20 protein-coding genes are annotated in these 20,121 nt (G+C 61.3%); 5 read left to right on the forward strand and 15 right to left on the reverse strand.

What is annotated here, in order from left to right:
• Window positions 1-648: 648 nt before the first annotated feature.
• Both priA and hemE read right to left on the reverse strand, forming a co-directional pair.
• Complete coding sequence (gene priA, locus ACIQ3Q_RS18655; protein WP_396270691.1) at window positions 649-2,841, reverse strand: primosomal protein N'; 2,193 nt, start codon at window positions 2,839-2,841, stop codon at window positions 649-651.
• A gap of 381 nt (window positions 2,842-3,222) precedes the next feature.
• Window positions 3,223-4,308: a uroporphyrinogen decarboxylase gene (gene hemE, locus ACIQ3Q_RS18660; RefSeq protein WP_396270692.1), complete on the reverse strand. Its 1,086-nt coding sequence runs from the start codon at window positions 4,306-4,308 to the stop codon at window positions 3,223-3,225.
• A 151-nt stretch (window positions 4,309-4,459) separates the two neighbouring features.
• Between hemE and ACIQ3Q_RS18665 the strand changes: the two genes are divergently transcribed.
• From ACIQ3Q_RS18665 to ACIQ3Q_RS18675, 3 genes are read left to right on the forward strand one after another with little or no spacing between them, the layout of a single operon-like run.
• Complete coding sequence (locus tag ACIQ3Q_RS18665; RefSeq protein WP_396270694.1) at window positions 4,460-5,077, forward strand: LemA family protein; 618 nt, start codon at window positions 4,460-4,462, stop codon at window positions 5,075-5,077.
• 22 nt (window positions 5,078-5,099) lie between these two features.
• On the forward strand, window positions 5,100-6,005 hold the full coding sequence (locus ACIQ3Q_RS18670) for a TPM domain-containing protein (protein WP_396270723.1): 906 nt from the start codon (window positions 5,100-5,102) through the stop codon (window positions 6,003-6,005).
• Window position 6,006: 1 nt separating this feature from the next.
• Window positions 6,007-6,522 carry a TPM domain-containing protein gene (locus tag ACIQ3Q_RS18675; RefSeq protein WP_396270695.1) on the forward strand — a complete coding sequence of 172 codons (516 nt, stop codon included), beginning with the start codon at window positions 6,007-6,009 and terminating at the stop codon, window positions 6,520-6,522.
• An 85-nt stretch (window positions 6,523-6,607) separates the two neighbouring features.
• Here ACIQ3Q_RS18675 and ACIQ3Q_RS18680 read toward each other — a convergent pair whose 3' ends face one another.
• The 10 genes from ACIQ3Q_RS18680 to ACIQ3Q_RS18725 all read right to left on the reverse strand — a co-directional run bounded on the left by ACIQ3Q_RS18680 (window position 6,608) and on the right by ACIQ3Q_RS18725 (window position 15,151).
• Window positions 6,608-7,027: a F0F1 ATP synthase subunit epsilon gene (locus ACIQ3Q_RS18680; RefSeq protein WP_396270696.1), complete on the reverse strand. Its 420-nt coding sequence runs from the start codon at window positions 7,025-7,027 to the stop codon at window positions 6,608-6,610.
• Between the two features lie 129 nt (window positions 7,028-7,156).
• Entirely contained in the window at window positions 7,157-8,563 is a 1,407-nt protein-coding gene (gene atpD / locus ACIQ3Q_RS18685; RefSeq protein ID WP_396270697.1) for a F0F1 ATP synthase subunit beta, read from the reverse strand.
• A gap of 60 nt (window positions 8,564-8,623) precedes the next feature.
• A complete protein-coding gene (gene atpG, locus ACIQ3Q_RS18690; RefSeq protein WP_396270698.1) occupies window positions 8,624-9,508 on the reverse strand; it encodes a F0F1 ATP synthase subunit gamma in 885 nt (294 codons plus the stop codon).
• Window positions 9,509-9,588: 80 nt separating this feature from the next.
• The gene (gene atpA, locus ACIQ3Q_RS18695; RefSeq protein ID WP_396270700.1) at window positions 9,589-11,142 is read right to left on the reverse strand and encodes a F0F1 ATP synthase subunit alpha; all 1,554 of its coding nucleotides are present in this window, start codon (window positions 11,140-11,142) and stop codon (window positions 9,589-9,591) included.
• Window positions 11,143-11,236: 94 nt separating this feature from the next.
• Window positions 11,237-11,770 carry a F0F1 ATP synthase subunit delta gene (locus tag ACIQ3Q_RS18700; protein WP_396270702.1) on the reverse strand — a complete coding sequence of 178 codons (534 nt, stop codon included), beginning with the start codon at window positions 11,768-11,770 and terminating at the stop codon, window positions 11,237-11,239.
• A 2-nt stretch (window positions 11,771-11,772) separates the two neighbouring features.
• On the reverse strand, window positions 11,773-12,243 hold the full coding sequence (locus ACIQ3Q_RS18705; RefSeq protein WP_396270703.1) for a F0F1 ATP synthase subunit B: 471 nt from the start codon (window positions 12,241-12,243) through the stop codon (window positions 11,773-11,775).
• Window positions 12,244-12,324: 81 nt separating this feature from the next.
• Complete coding sequence (gene atpE / locus ACIQ3Q_RS18710; RefSeq protein WP_246498182.1) at window positions 12,325-12,600, reverse strand: F0F1 ATP synthase subunit C; 276 nt, start codon at window positions 12,598-12,600, stop codon at window positions 12,325-12,327.
• Between the two features lie 70 nt (window positions 12,601-12,670).
• Window positions 12,671-13,513 (reverse strand): F0F1 ATP synthase subunit A, encoded by an 843-nt coding sequence (gene atpB, locus ACIQ3Q_RS18715; RefSeq protein ID WP_396270704.1) that lies wholly within the window; start codon window positions 13,511-13,513, stop codon window positions 12,671-12,673.
• A 23-nt stretch (window positions 13,514-13,536) separates the two neighbouring features.
• Complete coding sequence (locus ACIQ3Q_RS18720; RefSeq protein WP_396270705.1) at window positions 13,537-14,037, reverse strand: ATP synthase subunit I; 501 nt, start codon at window positions 14,035-14,037, stop codon at window positions 13,537-13,539.
• A 208-nt stretch (window positions 14,038-14,245) separates the two neighbouring features.
• Window positions 14,246-15,151: an SMP-30/gluconolactonase/LRE family protein gene (locus tag ACIQ3Q_RS18725; protein WP_396270706.1), complete on the reverse strand. Its 906-nt coding sequence runs from the start codon at window positions 15,149-15,151 to the stop codon at window positions 14,246-14,248.
• A gap of 222 nt (window positions 15,152-15,373) precedes the next feature.
• On the opposite strand from ACIQ3Q_RS18725, the gene ACIQ3Q_RS18730 reads away from it, so the two are divergent.
• Both ACIQ3Q_RS18730 and ACIQ3Q_RS18735 read left to right on the forward strand, forming a co-directional pair.
• Window positions 15,374-16,933, forward strand: a complete 1,560-nt coding sequence (locus tag ACIQ3Q_RS18730) for a S8 family peptidase (RefSeq protein WP_396270707.1) — start codon at window positions 15,374-15,376, stop codon at window positions 16,931-16,933.
• 3 nt (window positions 16,934-16,936) lie between these two features.
• Window positions 16,937-17,203 (forward strand): hypothetical protein, encoded by a 267-nt coding sequence (locus ACIQ3Q_RS18735; RefSeq protein WP_396270709.1) that lies wholly within the window; start codon window positions 16,937-16,939, stop codon window positions 17,201-17,203.
• A 57-nt stretch (window positions 17,204-17,260) separates the two neighbouring features.
• On the opposite strand, the gene ACIQ3Q_RS18740 is transcribed toward ACIQ3Q_RS18735, so the two are convergent.
• The 3 genes from ACIQ3Q_RS18740 to ACIQ3Q_RS18750 are packed head-to-tail and all read right to left on the reverse strand — an operon-like array spanning window position 17,261 to window position 20,042.
• Window positions 17,261-18,091 (reverse strand): LytR/AlgR family response regulator transcription factor, encoded by an 831-nt coding sequence (locus ACIQ3Q_RS18740; RefSeq protein ID WP_396270710.1) that lies wholly within the window; start codon window positions 18,089-18,091, stop codon window positions 17,261-17,263.
• 39 nt (window positions 18,092-18,130) lie between these two features.
• Window positions 18,131-18,535: a hypothetical protein gene (locus tag ACIQ3Q_RS18745; protein WP_396270711.1), complete on the reverse strand. Its 405-nt coding sequence runs from the start codon at window positions 18,533-18,535 to the stop codon at window positions 18,131-18,133.
• 28 nt (window positions 18,536-18,563) lie between these two features.
• Window positions 18,564-20,042, reverse strand: a complete 1,479-nt coding sequence (locus ACIQ3Q_RS18750; protein ID WP_396270712.1) for a sensor histidine kinase — start codon at window positions 20,040-20,042, stop codon at window positions 18,564-18,566.
• Between the last annotated feature and the right edge of the window lie 79 nt (window positions 20,043-20,121).

Raw genomic sequence — 20,121 nt, forward strand, 5'->3', positions numbered from 1 at the left:
TGGCTCATGCGATCTGGCTATGATGAACTCTCTGGGATCGAAGCCAGCAACTCGCTCAGGACAGCTCTGGCCTGAAGTAGCGGCCAGCTTCGAATCGGCCAATGATCACATGAGACGTGACACCTAGGAGTTCATGCCATGAGGAAGAACAATTCATCGACGAACAGATGGCCTTCGTGCTCAAGCAGGCCGAGCTGGGCATCAGTGTTGAAAAGGTCTGTCGCACGATGGGCATCAGTAGCGGTACGTTCTATAAGTCGCGCCTGAATTATGGAGGTGCTGTCCCTCTGAGCTACGGCGGATGCGACCACTCGAGGGAGAGAATCGCAAGCTTCAGTAGATCTTTGCCGACCTGAGCCTGGACAAGGCGATGCTGCAGCACTTCGTCGCAAAATGTCTAGGGCCTTCGCAGCGCAGGGCGTTCGTGCCCGATTTGGTGCCGCACTTTCGATGCCGCCAACGCAAGACAATGCATGTGGTGAACGTCTCCCAAGGGACTTGTTTCTATAAGCCAATCACGAAGGAAGTGGCAGCACTGAAGATGCGCATCAAGGAAATCACCGAAGTCCACGTGCACTACGGAGTCGGGGACAGGGTAAGTCACATACGAGGTATGCGTCCTACCCGAACGAACAAAGGATCAGGCTTTCAAATCACCAACGGATCCACATCGATTGCCCAGCGTGCCAGCCCTTTGTGTTGGCTTCGCAATGCTGGCAGTTGCGGCATCCACTCGGAGAGCAATCGCTGGAGACCCGGCCGGGTCGACGCTTCGATCAGCATTTGACGCCGCTCCAGCCCCGCCACTTTGGCCACATGCGGCGGCACCGGGGCATAGAAGGTGACCGCGTGCTGTGCCGACTCCTGGGTTAGCATGGCCTGTGCCATGTGTCGGGCTTGGCGCAAAAAGGCCTCTGCGACTTCTGCCTCTCGGGCCTCGCAGCGCAATAGCGCCAAGTGCGAGAACGGCGGCAGTGTAGCCATTTCACGCTCTTGAAGCTGGCTGGCCGCAAAGCGCGCGAAGTCATGCTGGCGCAGCGCTGCAAACAGGGGGTGCGTGGGGCTCCAGGTCTGAATCCACATCTCGCTGCCCGCGGCAGCGGCGGCGTCGCGGCCCGCGCGGCCAGCAGCCTGCATCAGCGTGGCGAACAGTCGCTCTGGCGCCCGAAAGTCAGCCGTGAACAGGGCGCTGTCGGGGTTGACTGCTGCCACCAAGGTCACGCGGCGGAAGTCATGCCCCTTGGTCACCATTTGGGTGCCGATCAAGACATCGACGCTGCCGTCATGCACCGCCGCCAATTGCTGTTCCAGCGCGCCCTTCAGGCGCGTGGTGTCAGCGTCAATGCGAGCCACTCGCACCGGGCCACCACCGGGGCGCTCTAGGCCTTGAAGGAGCTCGGCGACTTGCTCTTCCAGTCGCTCGGTGCCACGACCCACCGGCTGAATATCGAGGTTACCGCAGTCCGGGCAGGCCTTGGGCACGCGCTCGGTGAAGCTGCAGTGGTGGCAGCGCAAGGTACGGTCCAGCTTGTGGAAGACGCGCCATGCGCTGCAATGCGGGCAGCCACTCTTCCAGCCGCAAGCGGTGCAACTCAGCACCGGCGCAAAGCCGCGCCGGTTGAGAAACAGCAGGCTTTGCTCGCCGCGCTCAAGCCGCGCCCTCACAGCAGCCAGCAGCGGCTCGCTCAAGGGGGCGGCAGGCTGACCAGGTGCCGGCTGGGGCTGCAGGTTCATGTCCACGATGCGGACTTTGGGTAACTCGCCCTGCCCCACACGCTGAGCCATGGTCAGCAGCTTGTAGCGGCCGGTCTGCGCATGCTGCCAACTCTCCAAAGAGGGGGTGGCGGAACCCAAGACCACCGGCACCTTTTCGAGCCAGCCACGGTAGACCGCCAAGTCGCGTGCCGAGTAGCGCGCGCCATCTTGCTGTTTGTAGCTGGGGTCGTGCTCTTCATCGACCACAATCAAACCCAAACGAGGCATAGGGCAAAACACGGCCAGGCGCGTGCCAAGCACCAAGTCGGCATGGCCGAGATGCGCCGTCAGCCAATTCGCCAAGCGCTGGGCCGGCGTTAGCCCGCTGTGCAGCGACACCAAGCGGCGCCCCGGAAAACGCTCGGCAAAGCGCGCCTCTAACTGTGGCGTTAAGTTGATCTCGGGCACCAACACCAGGGCTTGTCGGCCAAGGTCCAAGGCCTGCTGGGCCGCCCGTAAGTAGACCTCGGTTTTGCCACTGCCCGTCACACCGTGCAGCAGGTGGCATGGGGGCTGGGTTTGCGCAAAGGCTTCGGTCAGGACGGCCAAGACTTGCTGCTGCTCAGCCTGCAAAGTGGGCAGCGTGGGGGCAGTGGGCGATGACGCCACAGGCTCAGCCTCAGGGGCCTTGGGCTTACGTGGAGGTTTGGGGAGGGCTGCTTCTGAGGCCGCCTCGGGCCAGCCTGAGCGCTTGGCCAACAGACGCATGCGTTTGGCTAGACCCGCGTTGTCCAGCTTGCGAAGTTCTGGGGGCAGCACCGAGAGCGCCACTTCACCCACAGCCCGCTGGTAGTAGCGGGCTGTGAAGTCCACCAGGTCGCACCACAGCCTTGGCAGTGGCGGCAGGGCCTGCAGAACTTCTGCAATTGGCTTGAGGCCCGCCAAGGGGCGAGCCTCGGTCTCGGTCTCGTCTTGCGGCGAGCCCGGCCACACCAAGCCGGGAACCTCTCGACGCCCCAAAGGCACTCGAACAAGGGTGCCGGGCGGCAAGCTCTGGCCGCAGGCGTAGTCCAGCGCGCTGGCCAAACCCGCGTGTTGCGGGGTGTCCACGGCGACCTGATGGCGGCGTATCAATTCGGTGCTCAAAACCGCCCGCCTTGGCCGGGAATTGATGATTTCACCTGAGGGTTGTGAGCTAAGTTCATGATTGTGAAGCTCTTTCTCAGTTACCCACGATTTCTGTGGATAACTTTGTGGGAAACCGCTCTTGACCTGCGCTAAATCATTGATCCACGGGCCTTCAGCTTAGGTTGCTCGGTTTTGGGGCACGCCGCAAATTCTGTTTAAAATCAATGACTTAGTACGTTAGCATTGGATTTCCATGGGTCCACCCCAGCCCCTTGACAAGACAAGCGCTTCGCTGCAGGAATTGTGGGGATAAGTCAAGCCCTGAGCACTCACTCACCGCCCAGCTCCTGCGTTAGCAAGATGACGCTTCGCGGGCCGAGCAAGACCCGCAGTGTGATCTCAGGCTCTGAGGCGGCGTGAATGGCTGTAGACAGCCTCAACCAAGGCGGACACATGCTCGGGCGGGGTGAACTGGCTGATGCCATGTCCAAGATTGAAGATGTGGCCATCCCAGCTGCCATCCGCCTTCTGTGGGCGGCCAAAGCTGTCCAGAACCTTGATGGCTTCCCGTTGAATAGCTTCGGGCGGGGCGAACAGCACATTGGGGTCTAAGTTGCCTTGGAAGGCCACTTGGTGGCCCACTGCCGCGCGCGCCTGAGCTAGGTTGACGGTCCAATCCAGACCCACCACATCAGCCCCGATGTCCGCGATTTGCTGCAACCAAGGTCCGCCGCCTTTGGTGAAGACGATCACGGGGATGCGCTGGCCGTCTTTTTCGCGCTGCAATCCCGCCACCACTTGTTGGGTGTAGGCCAGCGAGAACTCTTGGAAGGCCCCATCTGCCAGCACGCCACCCCAACTGTCAAAGACCATCACCGCTTGAGCGCCGGCGTCGATTTGGGCATTCAGATAGGCCGCCACCGACTGGGCATTGATGGCCAGCATCTTGTGCATCAAATCAGGCCGGCTATAGAGCATGGACTTGACCAAGCGGTAGTCGTCCGAACCACCGCCTTCGACCATGTAGCAGGCCAGCGTCCAAGGGCTACCTGAGAAACCAATCAAGGGCACGCGGCCATTGAGCGCCTTGCGGATAGACGTGACCGCGTCAAAGACATAGCGCAGTTTGTCCATGTCGGGCACGCGCAGAGCTGCCACGGCCGCCTCATCGCGCACCACATGCGCAAACTTTGGTCCCTCACCGATCTGAAAGCTCAAGCCCAGGCCCATGGCGTCCGGCACGGTCAAGATGTCGGAAAACAAAATGGCGGCATCCAGCGGGTAGCGCTCCAGCGGCTGCAAGGTCACTTCGGTGGCGTAATCCACATTGGTGGCCAGGCCCATAAAGCTGCCAGCCTTGGCCCGCGTGGCCCGATACTCGGGCAGATAGCGCCCGGCTTGGCGCATCAGCCACAAGGGCGTATGGTCGGTGGGCTGGCGCAGGCAAGCGCGCAGGAAGGTGTCGTTGGTGAGCGGTGCAAACATCCCGCGATTATCTCCGCATGCTCAGCGTCGCGGGCTTGATGGCGGACAAGGCGCAAGGGTGCGCACCAAGTCCCAGCGGAGCCTCTTGATTTCTGACTCAACGGCCTCATTTACGGTGCGTCTTATCAATCGCTCAAACAAGGAGCCCCACATGACACTGTCCTCTCTCAAGCGTAGCGCCTTGGCCCTGACCGTGGCCGCCAGCGCTTTGAGCCTCAGCGGCTGTGGTTACAACGATTTCCAGCGACTGGACGAACAGGTGAAGAGCCAATGGTCCGAAGTCTTGAATCAGTACCAGCGCCGCGCGGACCTGATTCCCAACATCGTGGCCACCGTGAAGGGTGAGGCCAACTTTGAACAAGAGACGCTGACCAAGGTCATCGAGGCGCGCTCCAAGGCCACGTCGATTCAGGCGACACCTGAGTTGGTGAACAACCCCGAAGCGTTTCAGAAGTTCCAAGCGGCCCAAGGTGAGCTGACCGGCGCACTGAGCCGCCTGATGGCGGTGTCAGAGAACTACCCCAACCTCAAGGCGAATCAGGGCTTTCAAGACCTGCGTGTGCAGTTGGAAGGGTCAGAGAACCGCATCACCGTGGCCCGTGGCAAGTACATCAAGTCCGTTCAGGACTACAACGTGCTGGCCCGTAGTTTCCCGAGCAATTTGACAGCCATGGTGTTCAGCTATGAGGTCAAACCCAACTTCACGGTGGAAAACGAGAAGGCCATCTCAGCGCCGCCGGCGGTGAGCTTCGACAAACCTGCCAAGTAAGCAGCTTATGCCCAGCTTGGCGATGCTGAGTGCGTGGAGAGTGGGACGGCTTTGGTCCTTGCTGGCGCTCGCTCTGGTGCTCTTTGCCTTGTTGCAGGGCCGCGCGTGGGCGCAAGACCTGCAGCCCATTCCGGCCCTGACGGCGCGGGTCATGGACAGCACGGGCACCTTGAGCGATGCGCAACGTCAAGCCTTAGAGGCCAAACTGGCGCGCTTTGAGGCGGAGTCCGGGCCTCAGATGGTGGTGCTGATGGTTGCGACCAGCCAGCCGGAAGACCTGGCTTCGTTTGCTTACCGGGTGGCCGATCAATGGAAGATCGGCCGCAAAGGTGTGGGCGACGGCGTGTTGATCGTGGTGGCCAAAGACGATAGGCGCATGCGCATTGAGGTAGCGAAGCATCTCGAAGGCGCGGTGCCCGACCTGGCTGCGCGACAAGTCATTGACCAGGCCCTGAGGCCCGCGTTCAAAGTGGGCGATTACGCGGGCGGCTTGAATCAAGGGGTCGACCAGTTGATGGCCCGCATTCGCGGCGAGCACCTGCCCGCTCCCACTGCGCGTGGCGGCAAGGCCAAGCAGAGCCAATGGGGCTGGCAAGAAGTGGCCATGCTGCTGTTCATCGGCGTACCGGTGGCAGGCAGTGTGCTGAGCAGTGTCTTGGGGCGCAAGCTGGGCGTTGTGGCAACGGGCTTAGGCACCGGGGTGTTGGCCGGCGTCATCACCACCAGCCTTTTGTTGGGTGTTGCTGCAGGCGTCTTGGCTCTCATTTTCGTAGGGGTGCTCGGCGTGGGCGGCGGGCGGCGAGGCGGCGGTCCGGTCATCTGGGGCGGCGGCGGGCATTGGGGCGGCGGCGGTGGCGGAGGCGGAGGCGGCTTTTCCTCCGGCGGTGGTGGTGACTTTGGAGGCGGTGGCGCCTCGGGGGATTGGTGACATGGCCCAAACTGCATTGCGCCGCTGGTGGGAACACTTCAAGCTCGACACCGAGGATGTGCCTAAGCTGCTGGGTGCGCACACACTGGCCCGAGTGGAGGCCCAGGTGGCCGCCAGCGAGAAGCTCCACAGCGGCGAGATTCGAGTGTGCGTGGAGGCCAGCCTACCTGGGGAGTTGCTGCGGCGCGGTGTGCGCTCGCGCGAACGCGCCATCGAGCTCTTCAGCAGCCTGCGCGTCTGGGACACCGAGGTCAACAACGGTGTGCTGATCTACGTGCTCTTGGCCGACCATGCGATCGAAGTGCTGGCGGATCGGGGGCTCAGCGCCCGCGTGCCAGCAGCTCAGTGGGCGGCTTTAGTGGCAACGATGCGCGATGAGTTTCGCAAAGGGGCCTTTGAAGCCGGCCTCACGCAAGCGGTGGCCACGGTCGGCCATTTGCTGCACGAGCACTTTCCCGTGGCTGATGAAGCCACCGCCAATCCCAACGAGTTGCCCAACGCTCCGTGGGTGCTCTAGAAAACGAAAACCCGCAGGCCTTGCGGCATGCGGGTTGTGGGGCACCTTGAGCGTGCCGGGCGCCCAGTATCTGGGCTGGCCCTGATCAGCGTTGCTTGCGCAACTTCTGGATAGCAGCCAGTTGAGCGGCCATCGCAGCGAACTCGCCTTGCGCAGCGGCTAGGTCGATATCGCTCTTGGCGTTCTTCATGGCCTCTTCGGCCAACTTCTTGGCGTCGTTGGCCTTGGCTTCGTCCAGGTCCTTGCCACGAATGGCGGTGTCGGCCAAGACGGTCACGCTGTTGGGTTGCACTTCAAGAATGCCGCCCGCGACGAACACAAACTCTTCTTCGCCAGTGTCAGCACGCTGAATGCGCACGGCGCCCGCCTTGATGCGGGTGATCAGCGGTGTGTGCTTGGGCAGAATGCCCAACTCACCGTTCTCACCCGGCAGCGCGACGAATTTGGCCTCACCGCTGAAGATGTTCTCTTCTGCGCTGACCACGTCGACGTGAATGGTTGCCATGTTGATTTTCCTTGTTCGCGGACCAAGAGGTTCAAGAAGCAAGCAGTCGGGTTGAGGGCTAGGCGCGCCCCGCAGCCGTACTGACGTACGGCGAGGAGCGCAACGACGCCCTCAGCCCGAATGCGCCGCTTATTGCATCTTCTTGGCTTTTTCGAAGGCTTCGTCGATGGTGCCGACCATGTAGAAGGCCTGCTCAGGCAGGTGATCGCACTCGCCAGCCACAATCATCTTGAAGCCGCGGATGGTTTCCTTCAGGGGCACGTACTTACCAGGCGAGCCGGTGAACACTTCAGCCACGTGGAAAGGCTGCGACAGGAAACGCTGAATCTTACGAGCGCGGGACACGGCCAGCTTGTCTTCAGGAGACAGCTCGTCCATACCCAGAATCGCGATGATGTCGCGCAGTTCTTTGTAGCGCTGCAGCGTGGACTGCACGGCACGGGTGGTTTCGTAGTGCTCGGCACCCACCACGTTCGGGTCCACTTGACGCGAGGTCGAGTCCAGCGGGTCCACAGCGGGGTAGATACCCAGCGCAGCGATGTCACGCGACAACACGACGGTGGCGTCCAAGTGAGCGAAGGTCGTTGCAGGCGACGGGTCGGTCAAGTCATCCGCAGGGACGTAAACGGCCTGGATGGAGGTGATCGAGCCAACCTTGGTCGAGGTGATCCGCTCTTGCAGACGGCCCATTTCTTCCGCCAGCGTCGGCTGATAGCCCACAGCAGAAGGCATACGGCCCAGCAGCGCGGACACTTCGGTACCGGCCAGGGTGTAGCGGTAGATGTTGTCCACGAAGAACAGCACGTCACGGCCTTCGTCACGGAAGGACTCAGCGATGGTCAGACCGGTCAGGGCCACGCGCAGACGGTTGCCTGGGGGCTCATTCATCTGACCGTAAACCATGGCCACCTTGGACTCGCCCAGGTTCTCCAGGTTCACCACGCCAGAGTCGGCCATCTCATGATAGAAGTCGTTACCCTCACGAGTACGCTCGCCCACACCTGCAAACACCGACAGACCCGAGTGAGCCTTGGCGATGTTGTTGATGAGCTCCATCATGTTCACGGTCTTGCCCACACCGGCACCACCGAACAGACCGACCTTACCGCCCTTGGCGAACGGGCAGATCAAGTCAATCACCTTGATGCCGGTTTCGAGCAACTCTTGCGAGGGGCTCAACTCGTCATACGACGGGGCCTTACGGTGGATGGAGGCGGTCAGGTCTTGCGACACGGGGCCACGTTCGTCGATGGGCGAACCCAGCACGTCCATGATGCGGCCCAGCGTGGCCTTGCCCACAGGAACCATGATGGGATTGCCGGTGTTGGTCACCACCAAGCCGCGACGCAGGCCGTCCGAAGAGCCCAGCGCAATGGTACGGACAATGCCGTCACCCAACTGCTGCTGCACTTCGAGGGTCAGCGCGGAGCCGTCCATCTTCAAAGCGTCATAGACGCGGGGCATCTGGTCGCGCGGGAATTCCACGTCCACGACGGCGCCGATGCACTGAACGATCTTGCCTTGGGCTTGAGTCATTTTCAGGTCCTTCAATCTAAATTCGATGTCTGTAGCGGGTTGCAGGCTTGATCGCCCTGATCAACCACTGATCGCGGCGGCGCCGCTGACGATCTCGGAGAGTTCCTTCGTGATCGCTGCCTGGCGGGTCTTGTTGTAGATGAGCTTGAGCTCACCAATCAGCGTGCCGGCGTTGTCGGTTGCTGCCTTCATGGCCACCATCCGAGCAGATTGCTCAGAGGCCATGTTCTCAGCCACCGACTGGTAGATCAGCGCCTCGACATAACGAGTCAACAACTCGTCAATGACCGTGGCCGCATCCGGCTCGTAGATGTAATCCCAACCGTAGGCCGACTTCTCAGCCTCGGACTGCTTCAGCGCGTCTGCTGTCAGGGGCAACAACTGCTCCACCACGGGCTCTTGCTTCATGGTGTTGATGAACTTGGTGTAGCACAGGTACACCGCATCCACCTTGCCCGCCACAAAGGCGTCGAGCATGACCTTGAGGGGCCCGATCAGCGTTTCGAGCTGTGGCGCATCGCCCAAGCCTGTCGCGTGGGAGATGACCTTGGCACCAATGCGATTCAAGAAGCCGTAGCCCTTGGCCCCAATGGCCACGGCTTCGACCTTGCCACCAGCTGTTTGAACATCCTTCATCTTGTTCGTGACAGCACGCAAGATGTTGGTGTTCAAACCACCGCACAAGCCCTTGTCCGTGGAGACCACCACAAAGCCCGTCACGCCCGACTTGCCGTCAGTGCGCATATAGGCGCTTTGGTACTCCGGATTGGCTTGCGACAGATTGGCCGTGATGTTGCGGATCTTGTCGCTGTAGGGGCGGGCGTTGCGCATGCGCTCTTGCGCCTTACGCATCTTGGACGCGGCCACCATTTCCATGGCTTTAGTGATCTTCTTGGTGTTCTCCACCGATTTGATCTTGCCGCGGATTTCCTTTCCGACTGCCATTTGACTGTTCTCCTGTTGGGGGTGGGGCGATGTGGGTGCTTAAGAGAAAGCGTTCAGCGTCGTCCCACCGGTCAATGGCATTAGGCGAAAGATTTCTTGAAAGCGGCGATGGCGCCGTTCAGTTCTTCTTCGGCAACTTTGTCCATGGCCTTGTCGGCTTCCAGCTTGGCCAGCAGTGCAGCGTGGCTGGACTTCAGGAACTGGTGCAGGCCAGATTCGAACGCCAAGACCTTCTTGGTGTCGATGCTGTCCATATAGCCCTTGTTCACGGCATACAGCGTTGCGGCCATCAGGCTGATGGACAGCGGCGAGTACTGAGCTTGCTTGAGCAACTCGGTCACGCGGGCACCACGATCCAACTGCTTGCGGGTGGCTTCGTCCAGGTCCGAGGCGAACTGCGCGAACGCAGCCAATTCACGGTACTGGGCCAAGTCGGTACGGATACCGCCGGACAGCGACTTGATCAGCTTGGTCTGTGCAGCACCACCGACGCGGGACACCGAGATACCGGCGTTGATCGCAGGGCGGATACCGGCGTTGAACAGGCTGGTTTCCAAGAAGATCTGACCGTCGGTGATCGAGATCACGTTGGTCGGCACGAAGGCGGACACGTCGCCCGCTTGCGTCTCAATGACGGGCAGTGCGGTCAGCGAGCCTGTCTTGCCCTTGACTTCACCCTTGGTGAAGGCTTCGACGTAGTCGGCGTTGACGCGAGCGGCACGCTCCAGCAGACGGCTGTGGAGATAGAACACGTCGCCAGGGAAGGCTTCACGGCCCGGAGGACGGCGCAGCAGCAGCGAGACTTGACGGTAAGCCACAGCTTGCTTGGACAGATCGTCATAAACGATCAGGGCGTCTTGGCCGCGGTCGCGGAAGTATTCGCCCATGGTGCAGCCCGAGTAGGCCGACACGTACTGCATGGCAGCAGATTCAGAGGCGGAAGCAGCCACAACGATGGTGTAGTCCATCGCGCCAGCTTGTTCCAGAGCGCGCACCACGTTCTTGATCGAAGAGGCCTTTTGGCCAATCGCGACGTAAACGCAGGTCATGTTCTGACCCTTCTGGTTGATGATGGCGTCAATCGCGACAGCCGTCTTACCCGTTTGGCGGTCACCAATGATCAGCTCACGCTGGCCACGGCCGACGGGCACCATGGAGTCAATCGACTTCAGGCCGGTTTGCACAGGCTGGTCCACCGACTTACGGGCGATCACGCCAGGGGCGACCTTTTCGATCACGTCCGTCATCTTGGCGTTGATGGGGCCTTTGCCGTCGATAGGCTGACCCAGGGCGTTGACCACGCGGCCAATCAGTTCGGGGCCCACCGGCACTTCCAAAATGCGGCCCGTGCACTTCACGGTGTCGCCTTCAGAGATGTGCTCGTATTCACCCAAAATCACGGCGCCGACAGAGTCGCGCTCGAGGTTCAGGGCCAAGCCGAAGGAAGGTTGACCATCCTTACCGGCTGGGAATTCCAGCATTTCGCCCTGCATCGCGTCGGACAGGCCGTGCACGCGGACGATGCCGTCGGTCACCGAAACAACGGTGCCTTGGTTGCGGATGTCCGTCGAGGCGCCGAGGCCTTCAATACGGCTCTTGATGAGTTCCGAAATTTCTGCAGGATTGAGTTGCATTGCTTTCTCCGAAAGCGTGACGACCTTTTCAGACAGTCGTCGAATGAATGTGCCGCGTGGGGTGGATGAACGTCAGATCGCTCGAACTCACCACTCAGGTGGTGAGGGCTACTTTCATTTGCTCCAGGCGGGCCTTGATCGAGGTGTCCAGCACTTCGTCACCCACCACCACACGAATGCCGCCGATGAGGGACTCATCAATGACAACCGTGGCATTGAGCTTGCGACCGAAGCGCTTCTCCAACGTTGCAACCGTCTCGGCCAGCGCGCTGGCGTCCAGCGCAAACGCGCTGAAGATGGTGGCGTCGGAGACTCCGGTGCTGGTGTTCACCAACGCGCGGAATTGGGCAGCGATTTCAGGCAGCGCGACCAGACGACCGTTTTCAATGACTGCCGACAAGAGGTTGGCGATCTTGGGCGACAACGTGGTTTTAACCACGCTGGTCACCAGATCGAACACTTGCTGGGCAGACACCTTGGGGCTGTCGGCGAACTGACGCAGTTGCGGGTTGCCCGCTACCTGACCCACAGCTTCAAGCTGCGAGGCAAGCGCCTGGGCATTGTCGCCACCGACGGCCCGAAACAGGGCCTCGGCATAAGGGCGGGCGATGGTTGCAAGCTCAGCCATGATCAGAGTTCCGTCTTCAGACGGTTCAACAAATCAGCGTGAACGCCAGCGTTGACTTCGCGCTTCAAGATCTGCTCTGCGCCCTTGACGGCCAGCACAGCAACTTGTTCACGCAGGGTCTCGCGGACCTTGACGGCTTCTTGCTCGGCTTCTGCCTTGGCAGCAGCCACAATCTTTGCGCCTTCTTCAGATGCGCGGGCTTTCGCCTCTTCCACCAGGCTTTGGGCCAGACGCTCTGCGTCAGCCAAACGCTTGGCGGCATCATCCTTGGCAGATGACAACGCAGCGACGACCTTCTTATCAGCCTCAACCAACGCAGCCTTGGCTTTGTCAGCAGCCGAAAGGCCTTCGGCGATCTTTTTCGCACGCTCATCGAGTGCGGTGGCGATCGGCGGCCACACATAGGTCATCGTGAACCAGACGAGGATCGCAAAGACGATCATCTGGACGATGAGGGTTGCGGTGATGCTCACTTGATGGCCTCAAACGGTGAGGGAATCTGCAGCTAAGTGTGCGCCGCTAAGCGCACACTAGCCTCTCTCGACAATGTCGAATTACTTCGCGCCTGCGGCGATGGCTTGGGCGATCTGGCCCAAGAACGGGTTAGCCGTAGCGAACCACAGAGCGATACCGGTACCGATAATGAAGGCGGCGTCGATCAGACCAGCCAACAGGAACATCTTGGTTTGCAATTCGCCCATCAGTTCAGGCTGGCGAGCTGCCGATTCCAAGTACTTGCTGCCCATGATGCCGATACCGATACAAGCGCCCACAGCGCCCAGACCAATGATCAGGCCAGCGGCCAGAGCAACAAAGCTGATAACTTCCATTTTTGACTCCTAGTCGAGAGGTTGGTGAAGAAAAAAGAAAACGAACTACTGAGATCGGTGCGATGCGCCGTCAGTGAGCATCATGGGCTTGGCCGATGTACACCAGCGTCAGCATCATGAACACAAAGGCCTGCAGCGTGATGATGATCAAGTGAAAGATCGCCCACACTGAGCCTGCAATGATGTGCCCGATGGCCAAGCCGATGCCTGTGCCCACGCCCACCGAGGCCCAGGCACCACCCATCAGAGCGATCAGCAAGAAAATCAATTCGCCAGCGTACATATTGCCGAACAGTCGCATACCGTGAGAGACGGTCTTGGCGACGAACTCAATCATCTGCATCAAGAAATTCGGAATCCACAGCGCAGGATGGGCGCCAAAAGGTGCAGAGAAGAGCTCATGCACCCAACCGCCCAGACCCTTAATCTTGACGTTGTAGACCAAGCAAACCAGCAAGACCCCCGCAGACAAGCCCATGGTGATAGACAAGTCAGCAGTCGGCACCACACGTTGATAGTGGACACCCATCAGCTCGCCCACGACGGGCAGGAAATCGACCGGCAGCAAGTCCATGGCGTTCATCAGGAAAATCCAGACAAACACCACCAGGGCCAGCGGAGCCACCAGCTTGCGGCTCTGGGCGTTATGAACAATACCCTTGGCTTGGCTATCCACCATTTCTACCAAGATCTCCACGGCCGCCTGGAAGCGACCAGGAACGCCGGACGTGGCCTTGCGAGCAGCCTTCCACAACAGGAAGCAGCCCAACACACCCAACAAGATGGAGTAGAACAGGGAGTCGTAGTTCAGCACCGTCATGTCAAACGGGCCGGACGGCTTGTGATTCTGTAAATGCGTCAGGTGGTGGACGATGTACTCGCCCGCGGTCGGTGCTCGGCCTTCAGCTGCCATGATGTTTTCGCCTCGTCCAGTCTCTAAATCTTCGCTCGGCCACGCCACAACAGCGCGACCCAATAAACCTTGATGCACACGACCAGAGCGACCAGCAGCGCTGGCCAGCTCAAACCGGGTACAAGCTTCGGAGCCAGCGCAAGCATGGCCACCGAAACGCCGATTTTCGCAAACTCCCACAACATGAAGCTGACGGCGGATACGCCGGGCGCCAGGCTGCTGAGCCGACTGGTCATGCCGCGCGCCATCAAGGCACCCGGCACCACCACAGTGGCAGCGCCATACAGCACCGACCACACAAACCCCTGTTCACGAGTGATGAGCGCCACCAGAGCAGCCATCACCCCACCCACCACAGCTTGCGCTGCGATGACCCGCCATGGTGAGACCGACGGGTTCTTCGCCGACAAAGCCTGAGCCTCTTGTCGGGTCAGGGTCTTGATCGGCGCCTTCGCGCCCTCATCTTCAAGATCTTGCCAAGGGTCCGGGCGCGGTCCAGATGATTCATCACGCCGCTGAGACATTGGGCAAATCCTTGGGCTAAGAGCAGCAAAGCCTCGGGATTATAGGGGCAAACCCCGCGATGGCACCCTGGCTTGATCCCGGACAGCCTGGGGATACTGTTGACAGACCGCTTGTGTCGTGGGTGGAGTGCCGCTGAATCCACGACTGGCGACAAGGCTTCTTGACGCCGCCCTCGGGGGCGCCGCCCTGTCCGCGCGTGCCAGCGCCCTAACGCGCAAAGTTGACAGGCAAGCCCGGCACGTCAACACGCAATTGCAACACCCGGCCCGCCCACGGCTGCTGCGCCAGTTCATGCTCGGGGCGACCCTCTTTGGCCGTCGTCACGTAGAGCGTGCGCAGGTCATGCCCGCCAAAAGCAGGCATGGTGGCGCAGCGCACCGGCAGACGAACTTCGCGCAGCACCTCACCGGCGGGAGATAGGCGCAGCAACCGTTGTCCTTCAAACATGGCCGTCCAGTAGCAGCCCTCGGCATCCACCGCCGCGCCATCGGGCCGCCCACCATAGGTGCTCAAGTCCTGCCCAGGCTGCTTGACGGGGAATGCTGCGAACTCACGCTCTTGGCTCAGTTGCCCATTGCGCACGTCCATCGCAAAACTGCGCACGCGATGGGTCTTGGTGTCACTCCAGTACAAGGTCCCGCCATCGGGGCTCCAGGCCAATCCGTTGCTCACCGTCACCCCGCCGGCCACCCGCGTCAAATGGCCCTCATCCCAGCAGTAGAGATGCGCCAATGCCGGGTCACGAGGCTCGTAAATCGTCCCCACCCAAAACCGCCCTTGCGGGTCGGCCTTGCCATCATTGAACCGCTCGAATGCGGTGTCATAAGGTGCTGCCGCCAGCAAAGTGCGTTGCGCTGCCTCGGGGCTGAAACGCCACAAACCGTCGCGCATCCCGAGGATCAAATCCCCCCCCAGGAGCGGTGCGCAACAGGCGGGCTCGCAGTCAAACACCCAGAACGCGTGCAGGCCGGAATCCGGGTGAAAACGATTCAGGCGCTTGCCCGGAATGTCGCACCAATACAACGCCGCCTCATCGGGGTGCCAAAAGGGAGACTCCCCCAACAGGGAGGCAGGGGCGTCAATCGGTGAGGCTTCAAACAGAACCGCAGACATCAGGCGCGCCCTCTTTAGATTGGGTGTGACGGGCGATCATTGTGTCGCCTCCCCGCCAGAGACGGGTTTCTAACAAGGTACAAGCCCAGAACCCGCCCGTACACAAGCCTCGGGCACGGCTGCAGGTGCGAATTCTTTGGCGGATTTTGTGAGCTCATGCGCTTAAGCCGACACGTCAACGGGCGATAGATGGGCCGAAACCTCTACCGGCGCAAGACCACCATGCAGTACCTCCCTCAAACACTTCTCTCCCATCTCCGCCGCGCGGGCCTCTTGAGCGTGTTGTCGCTGGGCAGCCTTGCTGCAATGGCCGCGCCGGCGAGTGGCATCCGCTTCCAAGTGGCCGAACCTGTAGAGCTTGAGCTTCGCTCCACAACGCGCCTGTTGGCGCCGTCCCCCAGCGCCAGCACAGATCGCCTGGTGATCCGCTACCGCAATGCGAATACGCGTGCCCAAGCGTACTCAGCGGCCCAAGTCAGCAGCGCCAGCCATGCCAGCCTGTTCCGCGCTGGGCTGCAAGCCGTGGCTGTGCATCACAACGCCAGTGGGGCCCAAGTGCTGAAGCTTGACCGCAAGCGTTCGGTGGCCTCCCTGCAGGCGACAGCCGCACAACTGATGGCGGACGATCCCAACATCCTGTACGCGGAGCCGGACTATATGGTGCAGCCTCAGGCCACGCCCAGTGACCCCCACTTCAATCTGCAATGGCATTACTACGAAGTCTCTGGTGGTCTGCGCTTGCCTGCTGCCTGGGATCTTTCCGTGGGCACGGGCATCAATGTGGCGGTGATCGATACCGGCGTTCGCCCGCATGCGGACTTGGCTGCCAATCTGCTGCCCGGTGCGGACATGATCTCGGCCAACGCGGTCTCTCTGGACGGCGATGGCCGTGACATGGACGCCAGCGACGTGGGTGACGGGTGCAATGGCCGCAACAGCAGTTGGCACGGCACCCATGTGGCCGGCACCATCGCGGCGGTAGCCAACAACGGCATCGGCGGTGTGGGCGTGGCCCCAGGCGCCAAGATCGTGCCCATCCGCGCCCTAGGCTGTGGTGGCGGCTACAACTCTGACATTGCCGACGGCATCGCCTGGGCTGCTGGTGCCTCAGTGCCCGGGGTCAGCACGAATCAAAACCCTGCTCAGGTCATCAACTTGTCACTGGGCGGCATGAGCCCCTGCTCAAGCACCTTGCAAACGGCCATCGACACTGCTCGCAGTCGGGGCGCGGTGGTGATCGTTGCCGCTGGCAACTCAAACGCGTCGGCCAATAACTTCTCGCCCGCCAACTGCCGAGGCGTCATCACGGTGGCCGCTACCACCCGCGCAGGCGGCAAGGCCCCCTACTCCAACACCGGCACCGTGGTCGATGTGGCGGCACCCGGCGGCAGCATGAGCACCCGCAGCGCCGACGGGGTGCTCTCCACCCTGAACACCGGAACGACGACCCCCGGCAGCGACTCCTATCAGTACTACCAGGGCACCTCCATGGCCACGCCCCATGTGGCCGGTGCGGCAGCCCTGCTCTTGGCGCGCCGCCCCACACTTTTGCCGTACGAAACGGAGACGCTGCTGCGCAGCATGGTGCGCGCCTTCCCGGCCGCCTGCGCCTCGTGCGGCACCGGCATCGTGGACGCCGCCGCGCTGACCCAAAGGGCTTTTTTGAGCGCCAATACCAGCGTGACCAATGTGACGGAAGTCGAACCCAACAACACGCAAGCTGGCGCACAAGCCATCACCGCCACTGCTGCACGCGTTTTGGGCAATGTGGGCCCACTGTAGGACTTGGATATCTATAAGGTCACACTGCCCGTCGGCGCCACTTTGGTGGCCCGCCTGATCCCGCAACAAGACGCCAACATCGACCTGGAAGCCCGAACCCTGGCTGGTGTGATGCTGGTGAGCGGTGGCAACCTTGGCGCCGGGCGTGTGGACAGCTTGAGCTATACCAACAAGGGCAAGGCCGCTCTGGATGTCTATGTGCGCGCCACCTGGAAGTCAGGCGGCACAGGCAGCGTCAACGGTGCCTATACCCTGGAGTTGGCACGCTAAGCCGCCCCCCTCAACAGACCTTCGCTCACAACGGCGCCTTCGGGCGCCGTTGTCACGTCACATGCCCTTGAAGAGATGGGCGTAGCTGCGGCTGACTTCCAGCTTTTCTGCATGGCCCTTGACGGCCACGATCTGGCGCCCGCGATAGTCCCGTGTCACACCAGCAATGGCTGGCACCGCCACCAGGGTAGAGCGATGAATCTGCCAAAAGCGCTCAGGGTCGACCTCGTCCACTAATTCCTTGATGGGCTTGCGGATCAAGGCCTCGACGGTCGCTGTCTGTACCCGGGTGTACTTTTCATCGCTGATGAAAAACAGCACCTCTTCAATGGGGATCATCTGAATGGCCGCGCCCACGTTAGCCTGAATCCACTTGAGATAAGTGCGCGGCTGGCCGCCAGAGCTGGCCGCCAAGCGGTGCAGAAGTTGCTGCAAAGGGGCAGGCGCCGCATCGCTGGATGACTCTGGATGGGCACGGCTTTGCAGCCGGGCCTGCAGTCTCTCGACCATGCGCTTGAGCCTGTCCACCTCAGCGGGCTTCAGAATGTAGTCCGTCGCCCCTTGCTCGAAAGCCTCGACGGCGTATTGGTCGTAGGCCGTGATGAACACGATCTCGGGCAAGACTTCGTCGTCGGCCGTTTCCATTTGTGCGATCTCGCGCGCTGCTTGCACGCCCGTCATGCCAGGCATGCGAATGTCGAGAAACACCACATCGGGACGATGCTCTTGGACCAGCTCCACCGCCTCCAGGCCGTTTTTGGCCTCGGCCACGATGGTCAGATCGGGCCAGACCTCGGCCAGCCGGGCACGGAGTTGGTCACGCATCAAGCGTTCGTCGTCAGCCAATACCGCACGGGCGGACGACACGTTGGGAGCAGTAGATGTCATGGTCGTCATGATAGATCGGCCTGTGTTGCTGCCAGGGCCTCAGGCCCGTGGCGCCAAAACCTGGGGTGCCGCAGGGCGGAGTGCGCGCCATAGCCCCCACAAGAGGAGCCACAGTGGCGACAAAACCAGTGCCACGGCCAATGCCACAGACGCCAAACCCAAGCCCAGCATCAGCACGACCAAGAACAATGGCAAGGCCAGCCCCAGCATCAGGATCAAAGGCACCATCACCACCAGGCCGGCTAGCACCAAGATGAGCCCGACCACCCAGGCACCGAGGCCATCGGCATCGGACAGCGTCCACTGAAACACCTCGCCATCCAGGTTCACTGAGACATCGGGCCACACGGAGCCCAGGATCTCCACCGCCACCCACCCAAAGGCCAGCGCCACGAGGACACTGAACAAAGCCAACAGCATCACGGCACGAACAATGAACTTCATCGTCTTCTCCTGTCAGTGAGCAGCGCGCTCAAGCCTCTGCGGCCAGCGTCTTGTAGGGCACGGTGATGGTGACCTTGGTGCCGCAAGGCTGGTTGGCCAGCACGGTCACGCTGGCTTGCGTGCCATAGAGCAGTTGCAGGCGCTCTCGGATGTTGGCCAAGCCCACGCCCGTGCCTGCGGTGGCGGCATTGCCAAAACCCACGCCGGTGTCGGCCACCGTCACGCAGAGCTTGCCGTGCACGATCTCGGCACGGACCCGCAATGCACCGCCCTCTGCCTTGGGCTCCAGGCCATGGCGGATCGCGTTCTCGACCAAGGTCTGGATCATCATGGCGGGGAACTCGGCCGACAGCAATCCGTCGGGCACCTCAATGCTCGCATCCAGCCGCTCTTCCATGCGGACCTTCAAGATCTCCACATAGGGCCGCACCACCGCCAACTCACGGCCCAGATCTCGCGCCCCGCCTTCGTTGGCATCACGCATGGTCGGCATGCTGGCACGTAGCAGGGCAATCAGGTTTTTCTGCATCTGACTGGCCCGGGGCGGGTCTGTCTCAATGAGAAAGTCAATCGACGCCAAGGTATTGAATAAGAAGTGCGGCTCGACCTGCGCTTGCATGGCCGCCACACGGGCCTCCAACACTTGGCGGCGCAGCGACTCGGCCTCAGCGGTTTCAGTGGCCTGGGCTGCCTTCACCTCAGCCTGAATGCGACCCTTGTAGGTGATCTTGAGAATGATCGACGCCACGATCCACAAAAATGCGAGCTGTGGCAGCGCGTCACCCAAACGCACCTCGTGGGTAGAGACCTGGGTGCCTTGCTGCACAGCACGGGCCAAATCCTCCTCCATCTCGCACTCAGCCTCCAGCGCATCCACCACTTCTTGGCGAGCTTGCTCAAGCGCCTCTTTCAAGGCTTCCGCATCAGCCCCCGGTGGCACGGAGATCTTGACGCCTTTGTCCCCTGCCGTAATTTCGACCACGGACTCATCGTTGACGACCACGCCAAACTTGGCCTCAGAGGCCTTGGTGTCAGGGGCCGAGACGGCCGCAGAAGGCACGCTGGGGGTGGTCTCCGTCTTGTCTCTGGACTTGATGCGAACGCCGCGCTCATCGATGGTGATGTCCACGCCCTCGCCACCGATTTTGATGCCCGGACCCTTGGTGGCGGGTGCCGGCGGGACCTCGGGTGAAGCAGCAGATGCGGCAGCCGAAACGCCCGGCTCCGGGGCTTTGGGGGCCTCTGGTGCCTTGGGAGCTTCACGGGGTTTGCTGGGAAGATGGACCACCGTGGGGTGCTCAATCTTTTGGGTGAAGCGCCAGCTGAAAGGCGGCACCTCTTGAAGGATCGCCGCCAAGAGCAACAGCAGCACCGACAACACCGCAAACCGCCGCCAGGTGATGCCCACCAGCCAGTTGGCATAGGTGTGAAAGCCTTGCACCGTGGCGCGGGCAAAGCGCTGCCAGCGGCTGCTGCTGTCCAGAGAGTTTTGCGGATTCGTGTTCATGGGCGGTCACCAGGCTACAGGTTCAGGGTCACTCGTCGCAGAGTGACCATGGAGCCACTGTACGAGCCCAGCACGCCCG

Source organism: Ideonella sp. (assembly GCF_044358605.1).
In the GTDB taxonomy this organism is placed as follows: domain Bacteria; phylum Pseudomonadota; class Gammaproteobacteria; order Burkholderiales; family Burkholderiaceae_C; genus Ideonella.